This window comes from Paraburkholderia piptadeniae, assembly GCF_900007165.1.
Classification (GTDB): domain Bacteria; phylum Pseudomonadota; class Gammaproteobacteria; order Burkholderiales; family Burkholderiaceae; genus Paraburkholderia; species Paraburkholderia piptadeniae.
The window spans coordinates 1-20130 of the sequence record NZ_CYGY02000046.1 but is presented as its reverse complement, the minus strand read 5'-3'; the positions used below and the strand labels follow the sequence as shown (position 1 = coordinate 20130).

17 protein-coding genes are annotated in these 20130 nt (G+C 63.7%); 11 read left to right on the top strand and 6 right to left on the bottom strand.

The annotated features are described in order from the left end of the window. Nucleotides 1-4: 4 nt before the first annotated feature. Nucleotides 5-994, bottom strand: coding sequence for a DedA family protein/thiosulfate sulfurtransferase GlpE (locus tag BN2476_RS23120; RefSeq protein WP_087736652.1), 990 nt, complete (start codon nucleotides 992-994; stop codon nucleotides 5-7). A 303-nt stretch (nucleotides 995-1297) separates the two neighbouring features. Further along, nucleotides 1298-1549: a hypothetical protein gene (locus tag BN2476_RS23115; protein ID WP_012403560.1), complete on the bottom strand. Its 252-nt coding sequence runs from the start codon at nucleotides 1547-1549 to the stop codon at nucleotides 1298-1300. A gap of 488 nt (nucleotides 1550-2037) precedes the next feature. On the opposite strand from BN2476_RS23115, the gene BN2476_RS23110 reads away from it, so the two are divergent. Beyond that, entirely contained in the window at nucleotides 2038-2559 is a 522-nt protein-coding gene (locus BN2476_RS23110) for a methylated-DNA--[protein]-cysteine S-methyltransferase (protein WP_087736489.1), read from the top strand. A 185-nt stretch (nucleotides 2560-2744) separates the two neighbouring features. Here BN2476_RS23110 and BN2476_RS23105 read toward each other — a convergent pair whose 3' ends face one another. Next, a complete protein-coding gene (locus BN2476_RS23105; protein WP_087736488.1) occupies nucleotides 2745-4418 on the bottom strand; it encodes a methyl-accepting chemotaxis protein in 1674 nt (557 codons plus the stop codon). A 468-nt stretch (nucleotides 4419-4886) separates the two neighbouring features. Here BN2476_RS23105 and BN2476_RS23100 point away from each other — a divergent pair, with 468 nt between their 5' ends. Next, nucleotides 4887-5996, top strand: coding sequence for a porin (locus BN2476_RS23100; protein ID WP_087736487.1), 1110 nt, complete (start codon nucleotides 4887-4889; stop codon nucleotides 5994-5996). A 39-nt stretch (nucleotides 5997-6035) separates the two neighbouring features. Here the strand turns inward: BN2476_RS23100 and BN2476_RS23095 are convergent, their stop codons facing one another. Beyond that, a complete protein-coding gene (locus BN2476_RS23095) occupies nucleotides 6036-8366 on the bottom strand; it encodes a putative bifunctional diguanylate cyclase/phosphodiesterase (protein WP_087736486.1) in 2331 nt (776 codons plus the stop codon). Nucleotides 8367-8951: 585 nt separating this feature from the next. Here BN2476_RS23095 and BN2476_RS23090 point away from each other — a divergent pair. The 3 genes from BN2476_RS23090 to BN2476_RS23080 all read left to right on the top strand — a co-directional run bounded on the left by BN2476_RS23090 (nucleotide 8952) and on the right by BN2476_RS23080 (nucleotide 11659). Then, the gene (locus tag BN2476_RS23090) at nucleotides 8952-10973 is read left to right on the top strand and encodes an acyl CoA:acetate/3-ketoacid CoA transferase (protein WP_087736485.1); all 2022 of its coding nucleotides are present in this window, start codon (nucleotides 8952-8954) and stop codon (nucleotides 10971-10973) included. A gap of 90 nt (nucleotides 10974-11063) precedes the next feature. Continuing rightward, nucleotides 11064-11318, top strand: coding sequence for a DUF6723 family protein (locus tag BN2476_RS23085; protein WP_087736484.1), 255 nt, complete (start codon nucleotides 11064-11066; stop codon nucleotides 11316-11318). Between the two features lie 101 nt (nucleotides 11319-11419). Next, nucleotides 11420-11659 carry a DUF2442 domain-containing protein gene (locus BN2476_RS23080; protein WP_087736651.1) on the top strand — a complete coding sequence of 80 codons (240 nt, stop codon included), beginning with the start codon at nucleotides 11420-11422 and terminating at the stop codon, nucleotides 11657-11659. 211 nt (nucleotides 11660-11870) lie between these two features. Here the strand turns inward: BN2476_RS23080 and BN2476_RS23075 are convergent, their stop codons facing one another. Next, the gene (locus BN2476_RS23075) at nucleotides 11871-13274 is read right to left on the bottom strand and encodes a GntP family permease (RefSeq protein WP_087736483.1); all 1404 of its coding nucleotides are present in this window, start codon (nucleotides 13272-13274) and stop codon (nucleotides 11871-11873) included. A 332-nt stretch (nucleotides 13275-13606) separates the two neighbouring features. Here BN2476_RS23075 and BN2476_RS23070 point away from each other — a divergent pair, with 332 nt between their 5' ends. The 6 genes from BN2476_RS23070 (at nucleotide 13607) to BN2476_RS23045 (ending at nucleotide 18329) form a co-directional block, all read left to right on the top strand. Then, nucleotides 13607-15076 (top strand): sigma-54 interaction domain-containing protein, encoded by a 1470-nt coding sequence (locus BN2476_RS23070; protein ID WP_087736482.1) that lies wholly within the window; start codon nucleotides 13607-13609, stop codon nucleotides 15074-15076. 71 nt (nucleotides 15077-15147) lie between these two features. Next, the gene (locus BN2476_RS23065; protein WP_087736650.1) at nucleotides 15148-15738 is read left to right on the top strand and encodes a hypothetical protein; all 591 of its coding nucleotides are present in this window, start codon (nucleotides 15148-15150) and stop codon (nucleotides 15736-15738) included. Between the two features lie 73 nt (nucleotides 15739-15811). After that, nucleotides 15812-16090, top strand: coding sequence for a hypothetical protein (locus BN2476_RS23060; protein ID WP_087736480.1), 279 nt, complete (start codon nucleotides 15812-15814; stop codon nucleotides 16088-16090). A 356-nt stretch (nucleotides 16091-16446) separates the two neighbouring features. Continuing rightward, nucleotides 16447-16650, top strand: a complete 204-nt coding sequence (locus BN2476_RS23055; RefSeq protein ID WP_087736479.1) for a hypothetical protein — start codon at nucleotides 16447-16449, stop codon at nucleotides 16648-16650. A 64-nt stretch (nucleotides 16651-16714) separates the two neighbouring features. Beyond that, complete coding sequence (locus BN2476_RS23050; RefSeq protein ID WP_087736478.1) at nucleotides 16715-17914, top strand: serine hydrolase domain-containing protein; 1200 nt, start codon at nucleotides 16715-16717, stop codon at nucleotides 17912-17914. A 124-nt stretch (nucleotides 17915-18038) separates the two neighbouring features. Further along, the gene (locus BN2476_RS23045) at nucleotides 18039-18329 is read left to right on the top strand and encodes an H-NS histone family protein (protein ID WP_087736477.1); all 291 of its coding nucleotides are present in this window, start codon (nucleotides 18039-18041) and stop codon (nucleotides 18327-18329) included. A gap of 526 nt (nucleotides 18330-18855) precedes the next feature. Here the strand turns inward: BN2476_RS23045 and BN2476_RS23040 are convergent. Then, nucleotides 18856-20130, bottom strand: a 1275-nt coding sequence (locus BN2476_RS23040) for a DUF1266 domain-containing protein (protein ID WP_087736476.1), incomplete at its 5' end; no start/stop codon positions are given.

Sequence of the window (20130 nt, the reverse complement as noted above, 5' to 3'; positions counted from 1 at the left end):
CGGTTCAGACTGTTTTCGGCGTGATGCCGACGGCGACCGTCGGCTCCGGTTCTTCCGCGAGCGGCTCGAGGTGCCGGCCCGCGTCGCGCCATGCGTCGAGGCCGCCGCGCAACGGCAGGACGTCGCTGAAGCCGGCCTCCGTCAACTGCTTCGCCATCCATGCCGCCGACACTTCGTTCGGGCACGAGCAATAGATCACGAGCTTCTGGTCGTGCGGATACTTCGAAACGATTTCATTGAGCTGGCGCTCGTCGGCGAACACCGAGCCGGGGATCACGAACGGATCGAGCTTGCGCTTTTCGTGCGAGCGGATATCGAACAGGACAGGCGAACGCTTGTCGAGCATCAGGTTGTACAACTCGTCGACATCCATGCGCGCGGTCGCGAGCTTCCTGATCAGCTGACGGCGCCGATACCAGCGATACGCGCAGTAAATTGCCAGCAGCACCGCGACGACGACGGCCGTCATCTTGCCGAGGCGGCTCGCGCCCGCGAACAGCATGTCGATCTGCTGCGCGAACACGACGCCGAGCACGAGGCCGAGTCCCGACCAGAGCGTCGCGCCGATGCTGTCGTACGCGAGAAACGTGCGGTACGGCGTGCCCATCGCGCCCGCCATCGGAATGGAGACGATCGACAGCCCCGGCACGAACTTGGCAACGGCCAGCACGCGCACGCCCCAGCGGCCGAAGAAGCGCTCGGTCTTCTTCACGCAGGTATCGCGCGACAGCGACAGCTTGCACAGCGTTTTCAGCGTGTTGCCGCCGTAGATGCGGCCGGCCGCGAACCAGGCGCTGTCGCCGATCAGCGTGGCGAACACGGCGAGCACGAGCACGGGCAGCACCTGCACGCCGATCGAGCCAGGATGCATGGCGGCCATCGCGCCGAACAGCACGAGAGAAGGCATCGCGGGCACGGGCAGCCCGATCGACGCGGCAAGCACATTGGCGAATACGATGGCAGGCCCGTACTGCTCGACGAGATCATGTAGCATCGGCTTACTTTCGCGGCCGTTTGGGCCGGAAGACGACTTGGTGGACTCAACGATTATGGACGCATTTTCACCGCGTGCAAGAGAGGTGCGGTCTGCGCCGAGGATACTGCGGAAAAGCGGAAAACTCGTGTCGCCGAGCGCTTCGAAAGGAAGCGTCCGGCGCGCCCGTCGCGCGTCGTGCAGCGTCATGCGACGTTCGACAGAACACTCGAAATGAGGGCGGCTGCGCGAAAAACAAGAGGCGCGGCGCTCGTGATACGGACGCCGCGCGCTCTTTGTGAAGCGACTGTTGACTGCCGAGAATTATTGCCGGTGATTGTGCTGCTCGCCCGGTAGTTCGGCGCCATGCGCACGGATGGCTGCGATCAGTTCCGCCGGCGTGATTTCATAACGCACCTCGCGGTGGATGCCCGGCTTGCGTTCATCGACCTCGATCAGAAGAATGCCTTTACCGTCTTCTGTCGATTCGAGGCGCAGCGAGCGTAGTTCGCGACCCGTTGCGTCGTCGTGCTCGGTGAGCAGGGCCATTGCCCCGGAAGACCCGGTGGTGCGCATCGAAAATTCCCTCTTGCGTGATTGAACAACGTTGCCGAACAGGCATTGTAAGGGGTAGCGCCGCGCGCCGTCTGTCGCGTGGCGCTCACACTCCCGCGATTATGCGGGCGAGCCGAGCGCGGCGCATCAAAGGGACCGGGCGCCGCGCGCAGAGTCAGGGCTGGTGCGGCTTTCGGCGGGATGCTGCGATTTTCGCACGGGCCGCGCGCTCGCGTGCGGCGCGTTCGAGCCGGGCGTCAGACGCGTCCGCCGCGCCCGTTTGCGGCGCGCATTCGCGCGCTGTCATGGCAGTGACGTTTGAGTGTATTAGCGCAAGTTTCAGGAGGCGGCGTCGCGGCGTGCCGCGCTAAAGTCGGTACTGTTGGAAGGCAGCTTGGGTAGCACCGGAGCGCCGCGTCGGAACGCAGTATCGCGGCGAATCGCGAACCACCATTCCCGGATCGATGCCGCGTTCGAGCGCCGCTTAAGTGATTTTGCAGGAGGGTCTCATGAAGCAATGCATGTCGATGCCGAGTCCGCTCGGCGATATTCTGCTGCGCGGGGAAGACGATGCGCTGACGGGCGTGTTTTTCTTCGGCCAGAAGTATTTCCCCGCCGCGGATGCCGCGCTCACGACGCTCACGCCTTCACGCGTGCTGGATCAGACGCGCGAGCAGCTTGGCGAATTTTTCGCGGGCGAGCGGCAGCAGTTCACGCTGAGGCTGCGCATGCTGGGCAGCCCATTTCAGCGCGACGTGTGGGAACAACTCGTGAAGATTCCATACGGCGAGACGGCCAGCTACGGCAGCATCGCGCGGCGGCTGGGCTTGCCGCTGTCGGCGTCGCGCGCGGTCGGCGCCGCGAACGGGCGCAACCCGATCTCGATCGTCGTGCCGTGCCATCGCGTGATTTCGAGCGCAGGCGATCTGACCGGCTACGCGGGCGGACTGCATCGGAAAGAAGCGCTTCTGACGCTCGAACGCCCACTGTCGAAAGCGCCTCAGCAGCTCGAGTTGCTGGCTGCGGATTGAGCGCGCGGCGCACAGACGGATATCGAACGCAAACGAGCGGAAAAAATAGCCCGCCCACGAAATGGGCGGGCTACATAAACGCCGTTGTTACTCGGGTCAGCCGGCCCGCACACAATCTTGGGCGCTGACGGTCGTATCTTCATCGGACAATAGCGCGCTGTCGAGATGGGAGTAACGATGATCCATCAGACCAAAACGTCTGCTCCGGACCCGGCGCGAACCGTGTGAGCGGGTGTCGCCGGGCTGCGCGGCGGAGCGGCCGCGCGAGTGGGCGCCTTGCGCGGAGCGCGCGACGCGGGCGCGCCCGACACCGTGAAGAGCCGCACGGCTTCGTCGAGCACATCGGCCTGTTCCGCGAGACGCTGCGCCGTCTCGGCGGCCTGTTCGACCAGCGCGGCGTTCTGCTGCGTCGCGCTGTCCAGATGCGAGACGGCCTGATTGATCTGGCTGATGCCGTCGGCCTGTTCGCTGCTGGCATTCGCCACTTCGACGATCAGCGACGACACGCGCGCCACGGCCTCGTCGATCACCGCCATTTGCGCCGTCGTGCGCGCGACCAGTTCGGTGCCTTGCGATACCTCGCTCACCGTCGTATCGATCACCTGCTTGATTTCCTTCGACGATGCCGCGCAGCGCTGCGCGAGCATGCGCACTTCGCTCGCGACAACCGCGAACGAGCGGCCCGCCTCGCCTGCGCGCGCGGCCTCGACGGCGGCGTTGAGCGCGAGGATGTTGGTCTGGAACGCGATGCCGTCGATCACGCCCGTGATGTCGGCGATGCGCTTCGATGCTTCCGTGATGCCCGCCATCGTCTGCTCGACCTGCTGCGCAACCTGTCCGCCGAGCGCAGCGGCCGCCTGCGCGTCGCGCGCGAGATCGAGCGCGCGCACGGTCGTGTCGGCGTTCGCCTGAACGGTCGTGGTCAGCTGCTCCATCGTCGCCGCCGTTTCTTCGAGCGACGCCGCCTGCATTTCGGTGCGGCGCGCGAGATCGACGTTGCCCGTCGAAATTTCGTGCGCGGCGTCGAGCATGCCGCCGATCTGCGAGCGCACGTCGAACACGATCGCGGCGAGATTGGCCTTCAACTGGTTGAGCGCCTGCAGCACATCGCCGAGGTCGTCATGGCGGGCGATCGTCAGGTCCTGGGTCAGATCGCCGGCGGCCATGCGCGTCGCGAACGTCGACATTGAGTCGACGGGTTGAGCCAGGTGGCGCGACAGCAAATACGCAGCGGCGGCGCTCGTCGCGGCCGTCACGCCGAACGCGATCCAGAACGGCATCGGCGGCAGTCCGCCCCACGCCGCGAGCCCCGCCGCGAGCAGCGCGACGGGCGCGACCATATAGCCGATCGTCGCGCGGGTCGCGACGGGCAGACGCATCAGCACCTGCAGCCGGCCGACGAGTCCCGTGCGCACGACCACGCCCCGATGCAGCCGGTAGCCATGCGCTTCGCCCGCGCGCATCTTCGCGTACAGCGCCTGCGCGTTGTGCACCTCTTCGCGGCCCGGCTTCACGCGCACGCTCAGATAGCCGACGGGCGTGCCGTTCTCGACGACGGGCGTGACGCTCGCGCGCACCCAGTAGTGATCGCCGTTCTTGCGCCGGTTCTTGACGAGCGCCGACCACGGATGGCCCGCGCGGATCGTCGTCCACATGTCGGCGAACGCTTCGGCAGGCATGTCGGGATGGCGGATCAGGTTGTGCGGCTGGCCGATCAGCTCTTCGCGCGGATAGCCCGACACGGCGATGAAGGCGGGATTGCAGTACTGGATCTTGCCTTTGAGGTCGGTCGCGGACACGAGCATCTGCGACGAAGGGTAGTCGTACTCGTTCTGTGTAACCGGTTGATTGTTGCGCATTGCGTTGTTTGCCCTGGACTGCCGGATGCCTGCGCATCCGATTAAATCTCCATGGTTTAACGGCAGCGCCCCCCGAGGCTTGAGGTATTCCTGGTATTCGAGTCGGGTAAGCGTGCAACGCGGCATTAGCGCGGCCTTCGAAATCCGGCAAGCGTCGGCCGTCGCACGGAAACAACGCTTTTGAGCCCGCATTGAGCGTACGCTTTGGGGAAAGTCCGTTTTGCCGAAGCCTCGCTGGATTCCATCGACAGGCGTTCGGACAGGCGGTGCGCGGCGGAATGTTTTCGCTTTACTTCTGATTCACGCGAACTCGATAATTGGCTTTCTGTACGCGTTTTGTAAGTTATATTACGGCGCGGCGTGTGTTGCTCTGCAACACAATTGATGCGCGCCACTTGTGCATATGGCTGTCGTTCCTATAAAAAGTCGCCTTCGAATCCGAATCGACTCAACCTTGGGAAGCCGAGCATGTCCGCGAACAAGATCAACAAGACAGCCGCAGCGGCAGCCGTAGCCGCCGTACTACTCTCGCTCAGCACAGGCGCGAACGCGCAGAGCAGCGTCACGCTATACGGCGAGCTGGACGCGGGGCTCGCCTATATCAACAACGTCGGCGGCCACTCGCAGTGGAAATCGACTTCGGGTCTCGTCGACGGCAGCTACTGGGGCTTGCAGGGCATCGAGGATCTGGGCGGCGGCAATCGCGCGATCTTCCGGCTCGAGCGCGGCTATTCGGTGACGACGGGCGAGATGTTCAACGATCACCCGTACTACGTCGGCCTTGGCAACGAGAAGTTCGGCACGGTGACGTTCGGCCATCAGTACGACCTGATCCACGACTACTTCGCGCCGTTCACGCTGACGGGCGGCACGGGCGGCACTGCGTTCGCCCATCCGTTCGACAACGACAACGCCAACAACTCGTACCTGGCCGCGAACTCGGTCAAGTACGCGAGCCCGTCGTTCGGCGGTCTCACGTTGGGCGGCATGTACGCGTTCTCGAATGCCGCCGGGCAGTTCGCGAACAACCGTGCGTACAGCTTCGGCGCGAGCTACCAGAACGGCACGCTCAATGCGGGCGCGGCGTATCTGCATGCGAACGGGCGTGGCAACACGGCGGCGGGTGCTTATACCCCGGTTGTGCTGCCCAGCGCGACGGATGTGTTCGACGCCGGCGCGCAGACGCAGAACACGTATGGCGTCGGCGTGAGCTACGCGATCGGCGACTTCACGATGGCCGCGGCCTGGTCGCGCTCGACGTACGCGGGCGTCGTCGTGATCGATACGGGCGAGGCGGCGCCGTCCATCGGCTTTTCAAACTACGAAGTCAACGGCATCTACCAGCTGACGCCGACCATTTCGCTCGCCGGCTCGTACACGTACACCAAGGGCTCGGGCGCGCATTGGCATAACGGCGGCGTGCAGGCGGACTATCAGTTCTCGAAGCGCACCGACACCTATCTGGAAGCGATCTATCAGCACGCGTCGTCGGGCGCGCCTGCCGTCATCAATACGGCCGATCCGTCGTCGAATCACAATCAGGTGCTGATCGGCGCGGGCCTGCGGCACCGCTTCTGACGGGCGGGCAAGCGCGGCGCGTCGTCGGTGGTCACGCCGTCACGCGCGCTGCTTCATCAGGCCTTCGGGCGCCTGCGGCTCGCTGAGCAGGAAGCCCTGCACGTAGTCGCAATTCACGCGGCGCAGGATGTCGAGCTGCGCCGCGTTTTCGACGCCTTCCGCGATCACCTTGATGCCGAGCTTGTGCGCGAGCCCGATGATGCCTTCGACGATCGTCTGCGTCGTCGGGTCATGCTCGATCTTCGACGTGAAATGCCGGTCGATCTTCACCGTGTGCGGCGCGAAGTCGGCGAGATACATCAGGCTCGAATAGCCCGTGCCGAAGTCGTCGATCGCGATGCGCACGCCAAGCCTCTTCAGCTCGACGATCGACTTTTGCGCCTGCTGCGGATTCTTCATCAGCGCCGTCTCGGTCAGCTCGATCTCGAGCTTGCCGGGCGGAATGCCGTACTGCTTGAGCGCGCGGCCGACGTCGCGCACGATCTGCTCGCTGCCCAATTGCCGCGCCGACACGTTCACCGAAATGCCCAGATTCATCGCGCTCGCCTGACGCCACGCGGCCAGCTGGCGCAACGCGTGGTCGAGCACCCACACGCCGACATCCGACACGAAACCGGTCTCTTCGAGCAGCGGAATGAAATCGCTCGGTGAAATCAGACCGCGCGCGGGATGCCGCCAGCGGATCAGCGCTTCGGCGCTGTGCACCGCGAGCGAGTGCGGCTCGTGAATGGTCTGGAAATGCAGGAAGAACTGGTTCGTCGTGAGCGCCTCGGGCACGTCGCGTTCGAGTTCGAAGTCGCCGATCGTGCGCGCGGCTTCCTCGCCCGCGAACTGATAGCCGTTGCGGCCCATTTTCTTCGCGGTGTACATCGCGACATCCGCGCTGGACAGCAGCGCATCGTGGTCGCTGCCGTGTTCCGGATAGACCGAGATGCCGATCGACGCCGTGATGAACGCGCCCGCCCCGCCTTGCAGGCGATTCGCCGAAAGGCTGCCGAGCAGTGCCTGCGCGAGCGCTTCGAGCCCGGCCTTGTCGACGACGCCGCCGATCAGCACCGCGAACTCGTCGCCGCCCAGTCGCGCGACATACGCATCGTCGGGCAGCGAGCCGCGGATGACGCCGCCGACATCGCGCAGCAGATGATCGGCGGCGAGATGGCCGAGCGTGTCGTTGAGCACCTTGAAGCGGTCGAGGTCGACGAACATCAGGCCGAACGGCTTGCGCGCCGCGCACCGGCTTTCGATTTCGCGCAGCAGCGCGGCGCGGTTCGCGAGGCCCGTCAGCGAATCGGTATAGGCGAGCCGGTCCAGTTCGGCGATGCGTTCCTGTTCGGCCGTCACGTCTTCCACAATGCCGACGATGCGCAGCACGTTGCCGTTGTCGTCGAGGACGGGGTAGCCGGTGCCGCGCAGCCAGTGCACCGTGCCGTCGGCCTTTCTGATCCGGTACTGCGCGCGTCCTTCCGACGATTCTGCCATCATGCGGCCCATTTCCGCCTGCAGCGCCACCCGGTCTTCGGGCACCACGAGGTCGAGCCAGCCGTTCGGGTTGCGGAGCAACTCCTCGCGATCGATGCCGAACACGTTCGAGGAGCCCGCCGTGATGTAATGGAAGTACTCGAAATTCGCGCTGTACGAGAAGAACGCGAGCTGCACGTGCGCTTCCATCTCCGACATCAGCTCGCTTTTCGTGCGCAGTTCCGCATGCAGCCGCGTCTGGTTCGAAATGTCGAGCGACGCGCACACCACGGCGATCACCTTGCCGTTGTGGTCCTTGATGGGGATGAGCTGCGAGTCCCACCACTTCGGCTGGCCCGCTGTCGTCGTGCAGCTGCCGCGAAACGACGCGGCCGTGCCGCCGAGCGCGCATTTGAACGCGGCCATCGCCGCGTCGTGGTCGTCGCCTTTCCAGAAGCCGAGCCAGTCGGCGCCTTCGAGTTCGACGGGCGACGACGCTTCCATCAGCGTGGCGCCGTAGTCGTTGATGCGCAGCATGTGCCCTTGCAGATCGAGCAGCTTGACGCAATCGCGGCTCGCCTCGAGGAACGAACTGGCTAGCGCCATTGCCGCCGCATGCCGCGCCTTTTGCGAGGCGAAGCGCTGACGCGTCGCGATCATCGCGAGCACGCCCGCTGTCGCGCCGATTCCGACCTGCACGGCGAGCGGTACGGCCGGCCAACGCGAGGCCATTTGCAGCGCGACGCCCGCCGCGCCCGCGCCGATCCCCGTGGCGATGCTGATCGCGAAGCTCACAGGCCCGACCGAGTGCCGGCTCGACCATGCGTCGAGCACGAGCGCGAGAAAGTGCTGATCTTGCCGCGACGCTTTCGCCGCATTGCGGCGCCATTTCAACGGAAGGCTCGTCGTCATCTCGGACTCGCCTTCAGGAGGACGCGAGAAACATCGCGCGGGATCGCCGCCGGCGCGGCGCGCCGATCAATAGAGCCTGCGCCGCGCACGTGAGCAAGCCCATGCGCGGCGGGTGCTGCATCGATAGGTTCGGGAAAGGAGATGCCTGTCATGGAGCCAGCCGCTTTGGCGGTAATTATTGCTGCGCTTGCGACGCGGCGCTGATCTAGTTGTTTACGGCGCGCCGTGGTTTTTGTTTAGCCTGTCGAATTGTGCCTGTTTTTACGGGGCCAAACCATAACATCGTCTGCCGTTGCACGTGCAACGAAGCGCGATGAAGAACGTTTGCTTACCTAATCTTTTTGCGCCTGCTTGCGAAAGCCAACGGGAGCGCATCGTGTGTGCACGACTGCATGCCGCTGAACGGCCGTGCCGTCGCCGGCGATATATGCTGACGATCCCGCGCCAGCTTGCTAAATTGCGTGTTCAGGCACCGCAAAAGCCGCGACGGCGGGCGGTTGCGCCGCGATCGCCGCAACCGCGCAACCTCCGCATTTCCACGGCCGCGACGGCGTCGTACGGAAGAAGACCCAGCAAGGAGACCCCATGCGCGCCGTATTCCAGTACCCGTTCCCCGTCACCGAGCGCAGCGTCGCGCGCGACAAGGTGGTCAGCGCACGCGCCGCCGTCGAACTGATCCGGCCCGGCGACACCGTCGCGACGGGCGGTTTCGTCGGCGTCGGCTTTGCGGAGGAAGTGGCGATCGCGCTCGAAGAACGCTTCTTCGATGCGAACGCGGCGACATCGGGCGGGCCGGGCGCATTGGGCACACCGGACGCGTCGAACGCGCATCTCGATCTGACGCTCGTGTACGCGGCGGGCCAGGGCGACGGCAAGGCGAAAGGCCTGAACCATCTCGCGCACGAAGGGCTCGTGCGCCGCGTGATCGGCGGGCATTGGGGACTGGTGCCGAAGCTGCAGCAGCTTGCGATCGACGGACGCATCGAGGCGTACAACCTGCCGCAAGGCGTCATTTCGCATCTGTTCCGCGATATCGCCGCGGGCAAGCCGGGGCATCTGTCGACGATCGGCCTCGGCACCTTCGTCGATCCGCGTCGTGGCGGCGGCAAGCTGAACACACGGACGACGGAGGACCTCGTCGAGCTGATCCAGATCGGCGGCGAAGAGCATCTGTTCTACAAGACGTTTCCGATCGACGTCGCGATCATTCGCGGCACGACGGCCGACGCGAGCGGCAACGTCACGATGGAACGCGAGGCGCTCACGCTCGAAGCGCTCGCGATTGCGATGGCGGCGCGCAATTCGGGCGGCATCGTGATCGTGCAGGTCGAGCGGCTCGCCGATACGAATACGCTCAATCCGCGCCAGGTGAAGATACCGGGAATCATGGTCGATTGCGTCGTGGTCGCGCGGCCCGAGCATCACTGGCAGACATTTGCCGAACCGTATTCGCCCGCGTTCGCGAGCGAGCTGCGCGTGCCCGCGAATTCGGTGCCCGCGATGGAGCTCACCGAGCGCAAGGTCATCGCGCGCCGCGCCGCGATGGAACTGATGGCCAACAGCGTCGTGAATCTGGGCATCGGCATGCCGGAAGGCATCGCGAACGTCGCAAACGAGGAGGGCGTGATCGACCTCTTCACGATGACGACCGAGCCCGGCGTGATCGGCGGCATTCCGGCGGGCGGGCTGAATTTCGGCGCGGCGACGAATACGCAGGCGATCATCGATCAGCCGTATCAGTTCGACTTCTACGATGGCGGCGGTCTCGACGTCGCCTTTCTCGGGCTCGCGCAGGCCGATCGCCAGGGCAATCTGAACGTCAGCAAGTTCGGGCCGAAGCTCGCGGGCGCGGGCGGCTTCATCAACATCAGCCAGAGCGCGAAGCGCGTCGTGTTCGTCGGCACGTTCAACGCGGGCAATCTCGACGTGACGATCGCGGACGGCCGCTTGCGAATCAATCGCGAGGGCACGTGCCAGAAGTTCGTCGATGAAGTCGAGCACCGCACGTTCAGCGGCGAATATGCGGCAAAGCGCGGGCAGCCGGTGCTGTACATCACCGAGCGGTGCGTGTTCGCGCTGACGCCGCGCGGACTCGAACTGACGGAAGTCGCGCCCGGCATCGACGTGCAGAACGACATCGTTGCGCAGATGGGCTTCACGCCGATCATCGAGCGGCCGCCGCGGCTGATGGACGAGCACATCTTTCGCGCCGGGCCGATGGGCTTGCGCACGATGCTTTTGTGCCTGCCGCTCGAAGAGCGCTTCAATTACGACGCCGAGAAGAATATGTTCTTCGTGAACTTCGAGGGCTTGCAGGTGACGTCGGCGGAACAGGTCGACGCGATCCGGCAGCAGGTCGAGTCGCGCCTGTCGGGCGTTCGGATCAAGCCGCAGGCAATTGTCAACTACGACAACTTCTCGATCAATCCAGAGCTGATCGGCACTTATTCGGCGATGGTGACGAAGCTCGTCAACACGTTCTATTCGGGTGTGACGCGCTACACGACGAGCAGCTTCCTGCGCATGAAGCTCGGCGACGCGCTGGAGGAGCGCAACGTCGCGCCGTATATCAACGAACGTCCGGGCGACGCGTCCACGCACCGTTGAGCATGCTCACGCTCCGACATGATTCGCTCACGATGACCATGCGAAAATAGCGCTTTCTGCACGACAGATTACGCATTCAAGAAGTCCATCATGAGCGGTTTCATTCCCAGTGTTCCCGGCAAGAGCGAGAGCGATTTCGAAGTCAGCGCGGGCTCGAAGCTTGCTGGCTACCGGCGCTTTTTCGGCGTGCTGCGCGTCGTGCGCAAGACGGACGGACGTCTGCTGTTTCCCTTCGACGGCGCGCCCGATCTCGGCCCTTTTCCCACCAAAGAGGAAGCGCTCGCGGCGGCACAGGTGTACGGCGAGCATATCGTCGAAGGCGATCTCGCGCGACCCGAAATGTGAGCGCGCGGGCGCCGGCGAAATTCTGTTCAGGCCCCGCGCAATGCGCTTGAAGCGCGCGCATCGCCCGACTATCGTTTGATTGGATCTTGCCGGAGACGATCATGCGCGCTGATGCCGTCGATGTGCATTTCGACAGTGCACACCTGTTTCTCGACCTGTCCGACGGCCGTGCCGTCGAATTTCCCCTCAACTGGTTTCCGACGCTCGCCGCGGCAACCGACGCGGAGCGCGAGCACTTCGCCATTTCGCTCGACAAGCAGCAGCTTTTCTGGCCCGAACTCGACGAGGACATGGACGTGACTGCGCTGCTGTTGTCGTTGCCGGAGTCGATGCGCCATTAGCCGTGGTGACTTTCTCGCTTTCGCGCGAACGCGCGGCTGTGTGACGAATGCGAGGACGCGCCGCGTGCGGCAGCGCCCCGGAAGCGGCTGATCATTAGCGGCGCTGAACGCAAAGCCGCTATTGACTGCAAAAAACAAAAGGCGACCCAAAGGGTCGCCTCGATGACAACAGGAAAGGCGCGCAAGCCACGCGCCCTGACGGCGTAAATCCTTAAACCAGCCCCGTCGCGTAGTAAAGCGCGATCACGAAGAACACAGCAAGCGTCTTGATCACCGTGACGGCGAAAATATCGCGGTACGACTCGCGATGCGTCAGCCCCGTGACGGCCAGCAGCGTGATGACTGCGCCGTTGTGGGGCAGCGTATCCATGCCGCCGCTCGCCATCGCGACCACGCGATGCAGCACTTCCATCGGAATATGCGCGGCCTCCGCGCCCTTGATGAACAGATCCGACATCGCCGCGAGCGCGATGCTCATGCCGCCCGACGCCGATCCCGTGATACCCGCCAGCGAGCTCACCGACACAGCCGCATTCACGAGCGGATTCGGAATGCTCTTGAGCGCATCGCTGACCACGAGGAAGCCGGGCAGCGCCGCGATCACGCCGCCGAAACCATACTCCGACGCGGTGTTCAGCGAAGCCAGCAACGCGCCGCCGACAGCCGCCTTCGTGCCCGATGCGAAGCGTTCCTGCACGCGGCCAAACGCGGTGATGACGACGAGCAGAATGCCGAGCAGCAGCGCGCCTTCCACCGACCAGATCGCGACAACCGACTTGATCGTCGCCGTCACGGCCACGCCGTGGTTGCCCGGCAGCACGTCGGGCGCAACGGTGTAGCTCGCGCCATACCAGTCGGGAATCATGCGCGTGAGCATGAAGTTCGCGACGCCGACGAGAATCAGCGGCGCAATCGCCAGCAGCGGATTCGGCAGGCGGTCGGTTTCGACGCGCTCCGGCTCGTTGACGAGCGACGTGCCGTAGCCCTCGCCCTTCGCCATCGCCGAGCGGCGGCGCCATTCGAGGAACGTCAGGCCGACGACGATGATGAACAGCGACCCCGCGATACCGAGTGCAGGTGCGGCCCACGCGGTCGTCTTGAAGAACGTCGACGGAATGATGTTCTGGATCTGCGGCGTGCCCGGCAGTGAATCCATCGTGAACGAGAACGCGCCCAGTGCGATCGCGCCCGGCATCAGGCGCTTCGGAATATTGCTCTGGCGATACAGCTCGGCCGCGAACGGATACACCGCGAACACGACGACGAAGAGCGATACGCCGCCATAAGTCAGCAGCGCGCAGACCGCGACGATCACCGCGTTCGCGCGCGAGCGGCCGATATAACGGATCGCCGAATGCACGATCGACGCGGCGAAGCCCGAGAGTTCGATCACCTTGCCGAACACGGCGCCGAGCAGGAACACGGGGAAGTACAGCTTCACGAAGACGACCATCTTCTCCATGAAGATGCCCGTAAACACGGGCGCGACGGCAGCGGGATCGACGAACAGCACCGCGCCGAGCGCGGCGATGGGCGCGACGAGAATCACGCTGTAGCCGCGATACGCGGCCAACATCAGGAACGCCAGGGCGGCGAGGACGATGACAAAAGCCAATTGAGTCTCCAAAGCTTGGTTGTTCTACGTGGACGCGCGCGAAGCTCGGCGCGACGGCCGGAGCCCGCTGACGCAGGTTCCGTGCCATGCCCGTCAGACGCGGCTCGACGGCATGACGGGCGATAAACAGGCGCACCACCGGCCGCATTTCCAGCGCGGCAATTCGAACGATTGTACAGAATCGTCTCAAATGAGAGACGAAATTCCGTCTGTCGGATTCGATTCGGCGAAGCATACTCTATTCATCGGGGTTCTTGCAGGTCTCGATTGTGAGATAATTCGTCTACAAATTGAGACAATCACAATAAAGACTACACGGAGACAGCGTCAACATGATGAACGACTGGTCGGGCTTGCCCGCGACCTACAGTGACGTCCTGCGCCGCGCAATGGACTCGCTTTTCCGCACATTCGAAAACTTCAGCGAAGGCACGTTCATCGTCGATGCCGACGCGCGCGTCGTGTGGATCAACAAGCGCTACGCGGCGCGCTTCGGTTTTTCCGATCCGCAGCAGGCGATCGGCCGCGACTGCGAAGCGGTGATACCGAACAGCCTGATGCGCGAAGTCGTGATGACGGGCAAGCCGATCCTGCTCGACATTCTCGAAACGGATCGCGAGCCGCTCGTCGTCACGCGCCTGCCGTTGAAGGACGACGCGGGCAAGACGGTCGGCGCCGTCGGCTTCGCGCTCTTCGACGAGATGAAGGCGCTCACGCCGCTTTTCTCGCACTATTCGCGCGTGCAGCAGGAACTGATCGCGACGCGCCAGTCGCTCGCGCAGGCGCGGCGCGCGAAGTACACGTTCGGGAGCTTCGTCGGCACGAGCGCGGCGTGCCTCGAAGTGAAGCGCCAGGCGCGGCGCGCGTCGCAAGTCGATTCGCCCGTGCTGCTGCTCGGCGAAACGGGCACCGGCAAGGAACTGCTCGCGCACGCGATACACGGCGCGTCGGCGCGCTCGATGAAGCCGCTCGTCACCGTCAACGTCGCGGCCATTCCCGACGCGCTGCTCGAAGTCGAATTCTTCGGCGCGGCGGCGGGCGCGTACACGGGCGCGGATCGCAAGGGCCGCGTCGGCAAGTTCGAGCTGGCTGACGGCGGCACGCTCTTTCTCGACGAGATCGGCGATATGCCGTTGCCGCTGCAAGGCAAGCTCTTGCGCGTGCTGCAGGACCGCGAATTCGAGCCGCTCGGCTCGAATCGCATCGTGCGCGCTGACGTGCGGATCATCGCGGCAACGTCGGCCGATCTGCCCGCTCTCGTCGCCGAAGGCCGTTTCCGCCCGGACCTCTTCTACCGCCTCAACGTGCTGACGATCCATGCGCCGCCGCTGCGCGAGCGGCAAACGGATATCGAAGCGCTCGCGTATACGATCCTCGAAGATCTGTCGACGCAGGTGCGCGGCGGTCATTTCGAACTCCAAGACGACGCGTTGCGCCTTCTCTGCGCGTATGACTGGCCCGGCAACGTGCGCGAACTGCGCAATACGCTTGAGCGCGCGGTGATGCTGTCGGACAGCGAGCGTATCGATGCGCGCGCGCTCGCGCCGTTCATCGGGCCGCTGCGCGGACAGGCTGCGTTCGAGCCGCCCGCATCGGTTTCGGCGGATGCGGCGGCCGCGACGGCGGCGTCGAACGATGCGCCGCCGCAGCAGTGGGCCGATGCAATGGCCGCGTTCGAAAAGCGCTTTATCTGCGATGCGGTGCGCGCCTGCAACGGACGCGTGACGGAAGCGGCCGCGCGCATCGGCATGGGGCGCGCGACGCTGTACAAGAAGATCGCGGCTTACGGCATCGACGTGTGAGGCTCGCCGCGAGCGGCGCCGCGCAGTACGATCGTCATTCGACGGAAAGCACGACGCAAGGAGACGCTGTCATGACACGCCGGGGCGCAGGCATCAGCGCGGGCATCATGCTGTTCATCGCGAGCGCGGTTTTTGACGTGCTGCATGCGCAGCAGGCGCCAATGGCTGGTTCAGCTGCTTCGGCTGCTGCATCGACGGAAAGGCGCAACTGGTACAACGATCCGTTCTTCGCGCTCTCGCATGCGATCGCCGATTGTCCCGTGCCACTGGGTCCGATGATGACGCGCGCGCAGATGGAGGACGACGCGCACTATCGTGCGGAACGCGGCACGACGTGCTGGCTCGCGCACAAGTGCACGAAGCCGAACTCGTACATGTACGACCCGGAGATCGCCGACGCCATTCACGCGCGCTTCACGAATCCGCATGCGTTCGACGGCACGAGCCTGTGGATCACGGTGCAGCGGCGCTTCGTCTATGCGGAAGGATGCGCGCCCGCATCGTTCGACAGGCATGCGTTGCAGCAGCAACTGGAAGCGATGCCCGATGTCGAACAGGTTTTTGTGCGCATCGCGACGGGCACGCACGGGGCGATGCCCTACAAGACGCTTGCGGAGCCCGACCGACAGCCCGACACACAGCCCGATGCACCGCCGCAGTAGCCTGATGACGCAACGCAAGGCGGCCATGGCACAATCGCGTTCGTCGAAAAACAAGTAGCCAACGGGGTCTTCCATGAAACGCAGTCAAACATCCGGCGCGCGCCCGGCGCATTGGGTCCGCCGCGCGTCGCTTGCCGCCGCGCTGGCGATGACGGGCGCGCTCGCCGCGTGCAGCAGCGCGCCGCCGCTCTTCTCGCCGGACGGCCGGCCGACTACGCTTGTCCAGTGCCCCGCCGGCTCGGACAACTGCGAGCAGCAGGCGCAGGCGATGTGCGGCGGCGCGTTCGATACGATGCGCACCACGACCAACAACGGCGTACGCAGTCTGTTGTACGCGTGCCGCGGGAAGTGAGCGGCGCGTCTTTCCCATTCAGTTTTCCTCGACCGTAGCTGGTTTCGCTCGCGACGCGGGACAGCGCGCGCAGCCCGCAATCTCCCCGTAGCACCCACCTCTTTCGAAACGTCGCACGGGCACGCCGCGCGAGGCATTTCCGTGCGGCACCTAACGGAACGCAACGATCTCTTCGTATAAATTGCCTGGTAAAGAAGGCGGCGGAATTCAGCAGCGCTGGATACCAGACACGCGGCTCATCCGATTTTTGGAAAGCGTGCAGCAGCACAACGACATAGAGACCAGGTCGCACGAGATTTTCCGCGGCATATTTCGTGCTATCCGATAACGCCTTGCGAGGGACCACGGGGAAGGCAATGAATCACGAACAGATAGAAAAGGATATCGAGCACCTCGAACACGTGATATCGCGCATTTCGGCTGCCGACGGCATTCCGCTGTCATACTGGCGCAGCCGGATCAATTCGGTGTCGCTGGCGGCGCTGGTGCCGTCGCAGGTCAGGCGTGTTCAAAAGCTCAGCGACGCGCTGCACGCACTCGAAGTTCGCTACAAGCGCTGAGCGCGCTGCGGCGTTCGCGTTATCGCGCAATGCTCGCCTCGCCCACTGCCCACGAGGACCGTCGATGCACAGAGCAGGATTCTCGGCCACGCGTCTTGCCCGCTTGACCGATGCAATGCAAGGCTATGTCGATCGCGGCGAAGTGGCGGGCGTCGTCACGCTCGCGTGGCGCAACGACGAGATCGGGCTCTTCGACGCGCGCGGCTGGCGCGACGAAGCCGGGCGTCTGCCGATGCAGCGCGACACGCTGTTTCGCATCGCGTCGATGACGAAGCCGGTGACGAGCGCCGCGATCATGATGCTCGTCGAAGAAGGCCGCCTCACGCTCGATGCGCCCGTTGGGCAGTGGCTGCCGGAACTGTCCGCGCCGCGCGTGCTGCGCGATCCCGCCGGCGCGCTCGATCAAACCGAGCCGTCGCGCGCGCCGATCACGGTGCTCGATCTGCTCACGCATCGCGCGGGTTTCGCATATCACTTCACGTCGACCGGGCCGCTAGCCGATGCCTACGCTTCCGTGTTCAACGGATTCGATTCGGGCCATGGGCCGGATGCGTGGCTCGCGCGCATCGCGACGCTGCCTCTGATGTTTCATCCCGGCTCGCGCTGGCACTACGGCATCGCAACCGATGTGCTCGGCGTGCTGATCCACCGGATCAGCGGCCTGTCGCTCGGCGACTTCTTCCGCACGCGCATCTTCGAGCCGCTCGGCATGCGCGACACGGCGTTCTGCGTGCCCGATGCGCAGCTTTCGCGTCTCGCCACCGCCTACGCAATCGATCCCGACTCGCGCCGGCGCGTCGTCGAAGACCGCCCGCAGGCGAGCCGCTGGGCCAACCCGAGGCGCTTTCAGAGCGGCGGCGGCGGGCTCGTGTCGACGGCGGAAGACTATCTCCAGTTCGCTCGCCTGTTGCTCGGACGTGGCCGCGTAGGCGACGTGCGTCTGCTGTCGCATCGCTCCGTCGACCTGATGCGCACTAACTTTCTCGCGCGCGACCAGCGCCGGATGCCGTCGATCGGACACGTGCAGTGGTCAGGGCAGGGCTTCGGCCTCGGGCTTTCGATCGTCGACGATCCGGCGCAGCAGTTGCCGCTCGGCTATCGGTCGACGGGATCGTTCGGATGGCCAGGCGCATTCGGCACCAGCTGGTTCGCCGATCCCGTCGAGAACATGATCGGCCAGATGCTGATCCAGCGGCGCTCCGTCGAACCGTTCGACATGGTCGTCGAGTTCGAGCGTCGCCTGTACGATGCGATCGACGACTAGATTCGTCATGTTTTGACAACGCGCACTACCGATGCTTTTCTGACGGCACTACACTCCTACCCGGCACTTTTTACTTCCGGCACGGTCACAGTTGCCGTACGGACATGCATGGAGACCTTGCCAGATGGCCACATACAAACAGTTGACCGCGCAACTCGAAAAGCTCCAGAAGGAGATGGAACAGGCGCGCGAGCAGGAAGTCACGCAGGCAATCGCCGAGATCAAGCAGAAGATCGCCGAGTACGGCATCACTGCGGAAGAGCTCGGGTTCTCGACGAAGGCGCGCGCGCCGCACAAGGCTGCGCTGCCGCCGAAGTATTGCAATCCGAAGACGGGCGAAACCTGGAGCGGACGCGGCCGCGCGCCTGCCTGGCTTGCGGGTAAGAATCGCGAGAAGTTTTTGATCGGCGAATGAGTTGCGCCTCGCTATTCGCTAATGCATGACACGCGTGCATAGGCGCGTCGATGTTTTTCGCCTCGTTACTTCTTGTCCCGCAATGGTATTGTCAGAGTAATCGAACGAAGCTTTAAAAGGCGTTGCGCGAAGCATCTGCGGGTGCGCGCCAACGGCATTGCCTCATATGGCACGTGCGGGAGGCCGGCAGGGCGTCAAGCAACTTCCCCGCACCGTCGGCGGCTCGCAGCCTACCCGAAGAGATCCGTCAGATCCACTGTATCTGGAACGGCTATACGGCGATCGAGCTTTTTGCTTTCTTTCCAGATGTGTCCGTTGTGAACTCGAAATTTCGTATCGATCAACTGGCGATTGCACGTTGGGCAAGCGAGGAGGGGTTGTATCGATACGAACCGCTCCCTTTCGCGCCTTGCAATTTGCGCGTGTGCGAACGTTCTAATGCTGCGTTGCCTGCGGGCACAAACGCCACCTGAAGGGCTTAGAAACAAATTGCCGACGTCGCGAACATCGAGTCGAATCGGGCCAACTACTCAAATTCGCAGGTTCCCGCTTCCTGCTTCGAGACACCTGGCAAACAGTGCATAGGGTACTTCCGCCACGGCGACACGTACTCATCGAATGGACTTTCGATCTTCAGTAACCCTGCACCTGACTGGATTATCTTCAGCAACATCTCGGGGTTGCTGTTGAGAAAAGCTTGAGCCAACACGAACGACACCAGATAGTTTTCCCACGAAACGAAATGTCTCCGTGCGTGAAGGGACAGGCGACGCAGGTACGACCAAGCGTTAGATTCCGTGATGTAACCAGTTGCCGCTGCTACTCTCACGATATAAGCCGCGCGTTCCAGATCGTAAGCCAGCATGGACCGGCAACCGATAACGACGTTCTCGCTTATACCGGCTTTCACTATCCGTTCAATCGTTTGCCGGACGTTGAGGAATTGGGTTGCACTGACATCTTCCAGTTGCGACAGCTCACCGCAATCGACCACTCTGCTGAATACATTCTCGTAACGCTCGCGCGATCCTGACTTCAACAGCCACTCGATTGCTCTGTCAGCGGTCGCTGCATCGGCTATATTCCACGCCTTGGCCAGCCAGCTAACACTTTCGTCAGGCCGGTTGGCACCGATCGCCAGTGCGTTTGAGCGTTCGTCATTCACGCGCGCTGACAAAGCGCCCAACCCCGACAATGGCTCGTTCGCTTGACTTGTCGATGCTACGCCAAGGTACTCAGGCATGGTGATATCGGAGGGGACGGTTATCCCGTCCAGAAGATACCGTTGCCAAAGATGAGGGCGCTTGAGGTACTTTTGCTGACCATGAAGCAATGTGTAGGCAGCGACGATACCCTTCAACGTAAATTTCTCACTGCCGTCGTCGAACGTTGCGGCTCGACCAAAGATGAACGAGGCAGCATAGTCGTTCCAGTTGGCGAACGCTGACCTGGACTGCGTGCTTACCCATGCGAGGCACCGCCAAAGCTCCGTCTCGGTCAGATACCCCAACGAAAAGCATGAACGGGCGAGGTAGGCGATACGCTCGTAGTCGTATGCCGCCAGAGAAGCGGTTTGACTTGGCGCCATACCCTGCTTTTCCCATAGTGCTTTCGCCTGTTCCCATCGTACAAGGTCCTTGCCATCTAATGAATCGAGCTTCCGTGTGGGGGAGCCTTGGCGAAGGCGCTCAAAGTCGTTTTGGAAACGACCCCTTCGCCCGATCACGATAACGGACTGAATGACTTGCCGCGCCGATGCATCATCAACAATGCCCCAGTCGTTAGCCCGAAGTTCCAGTAG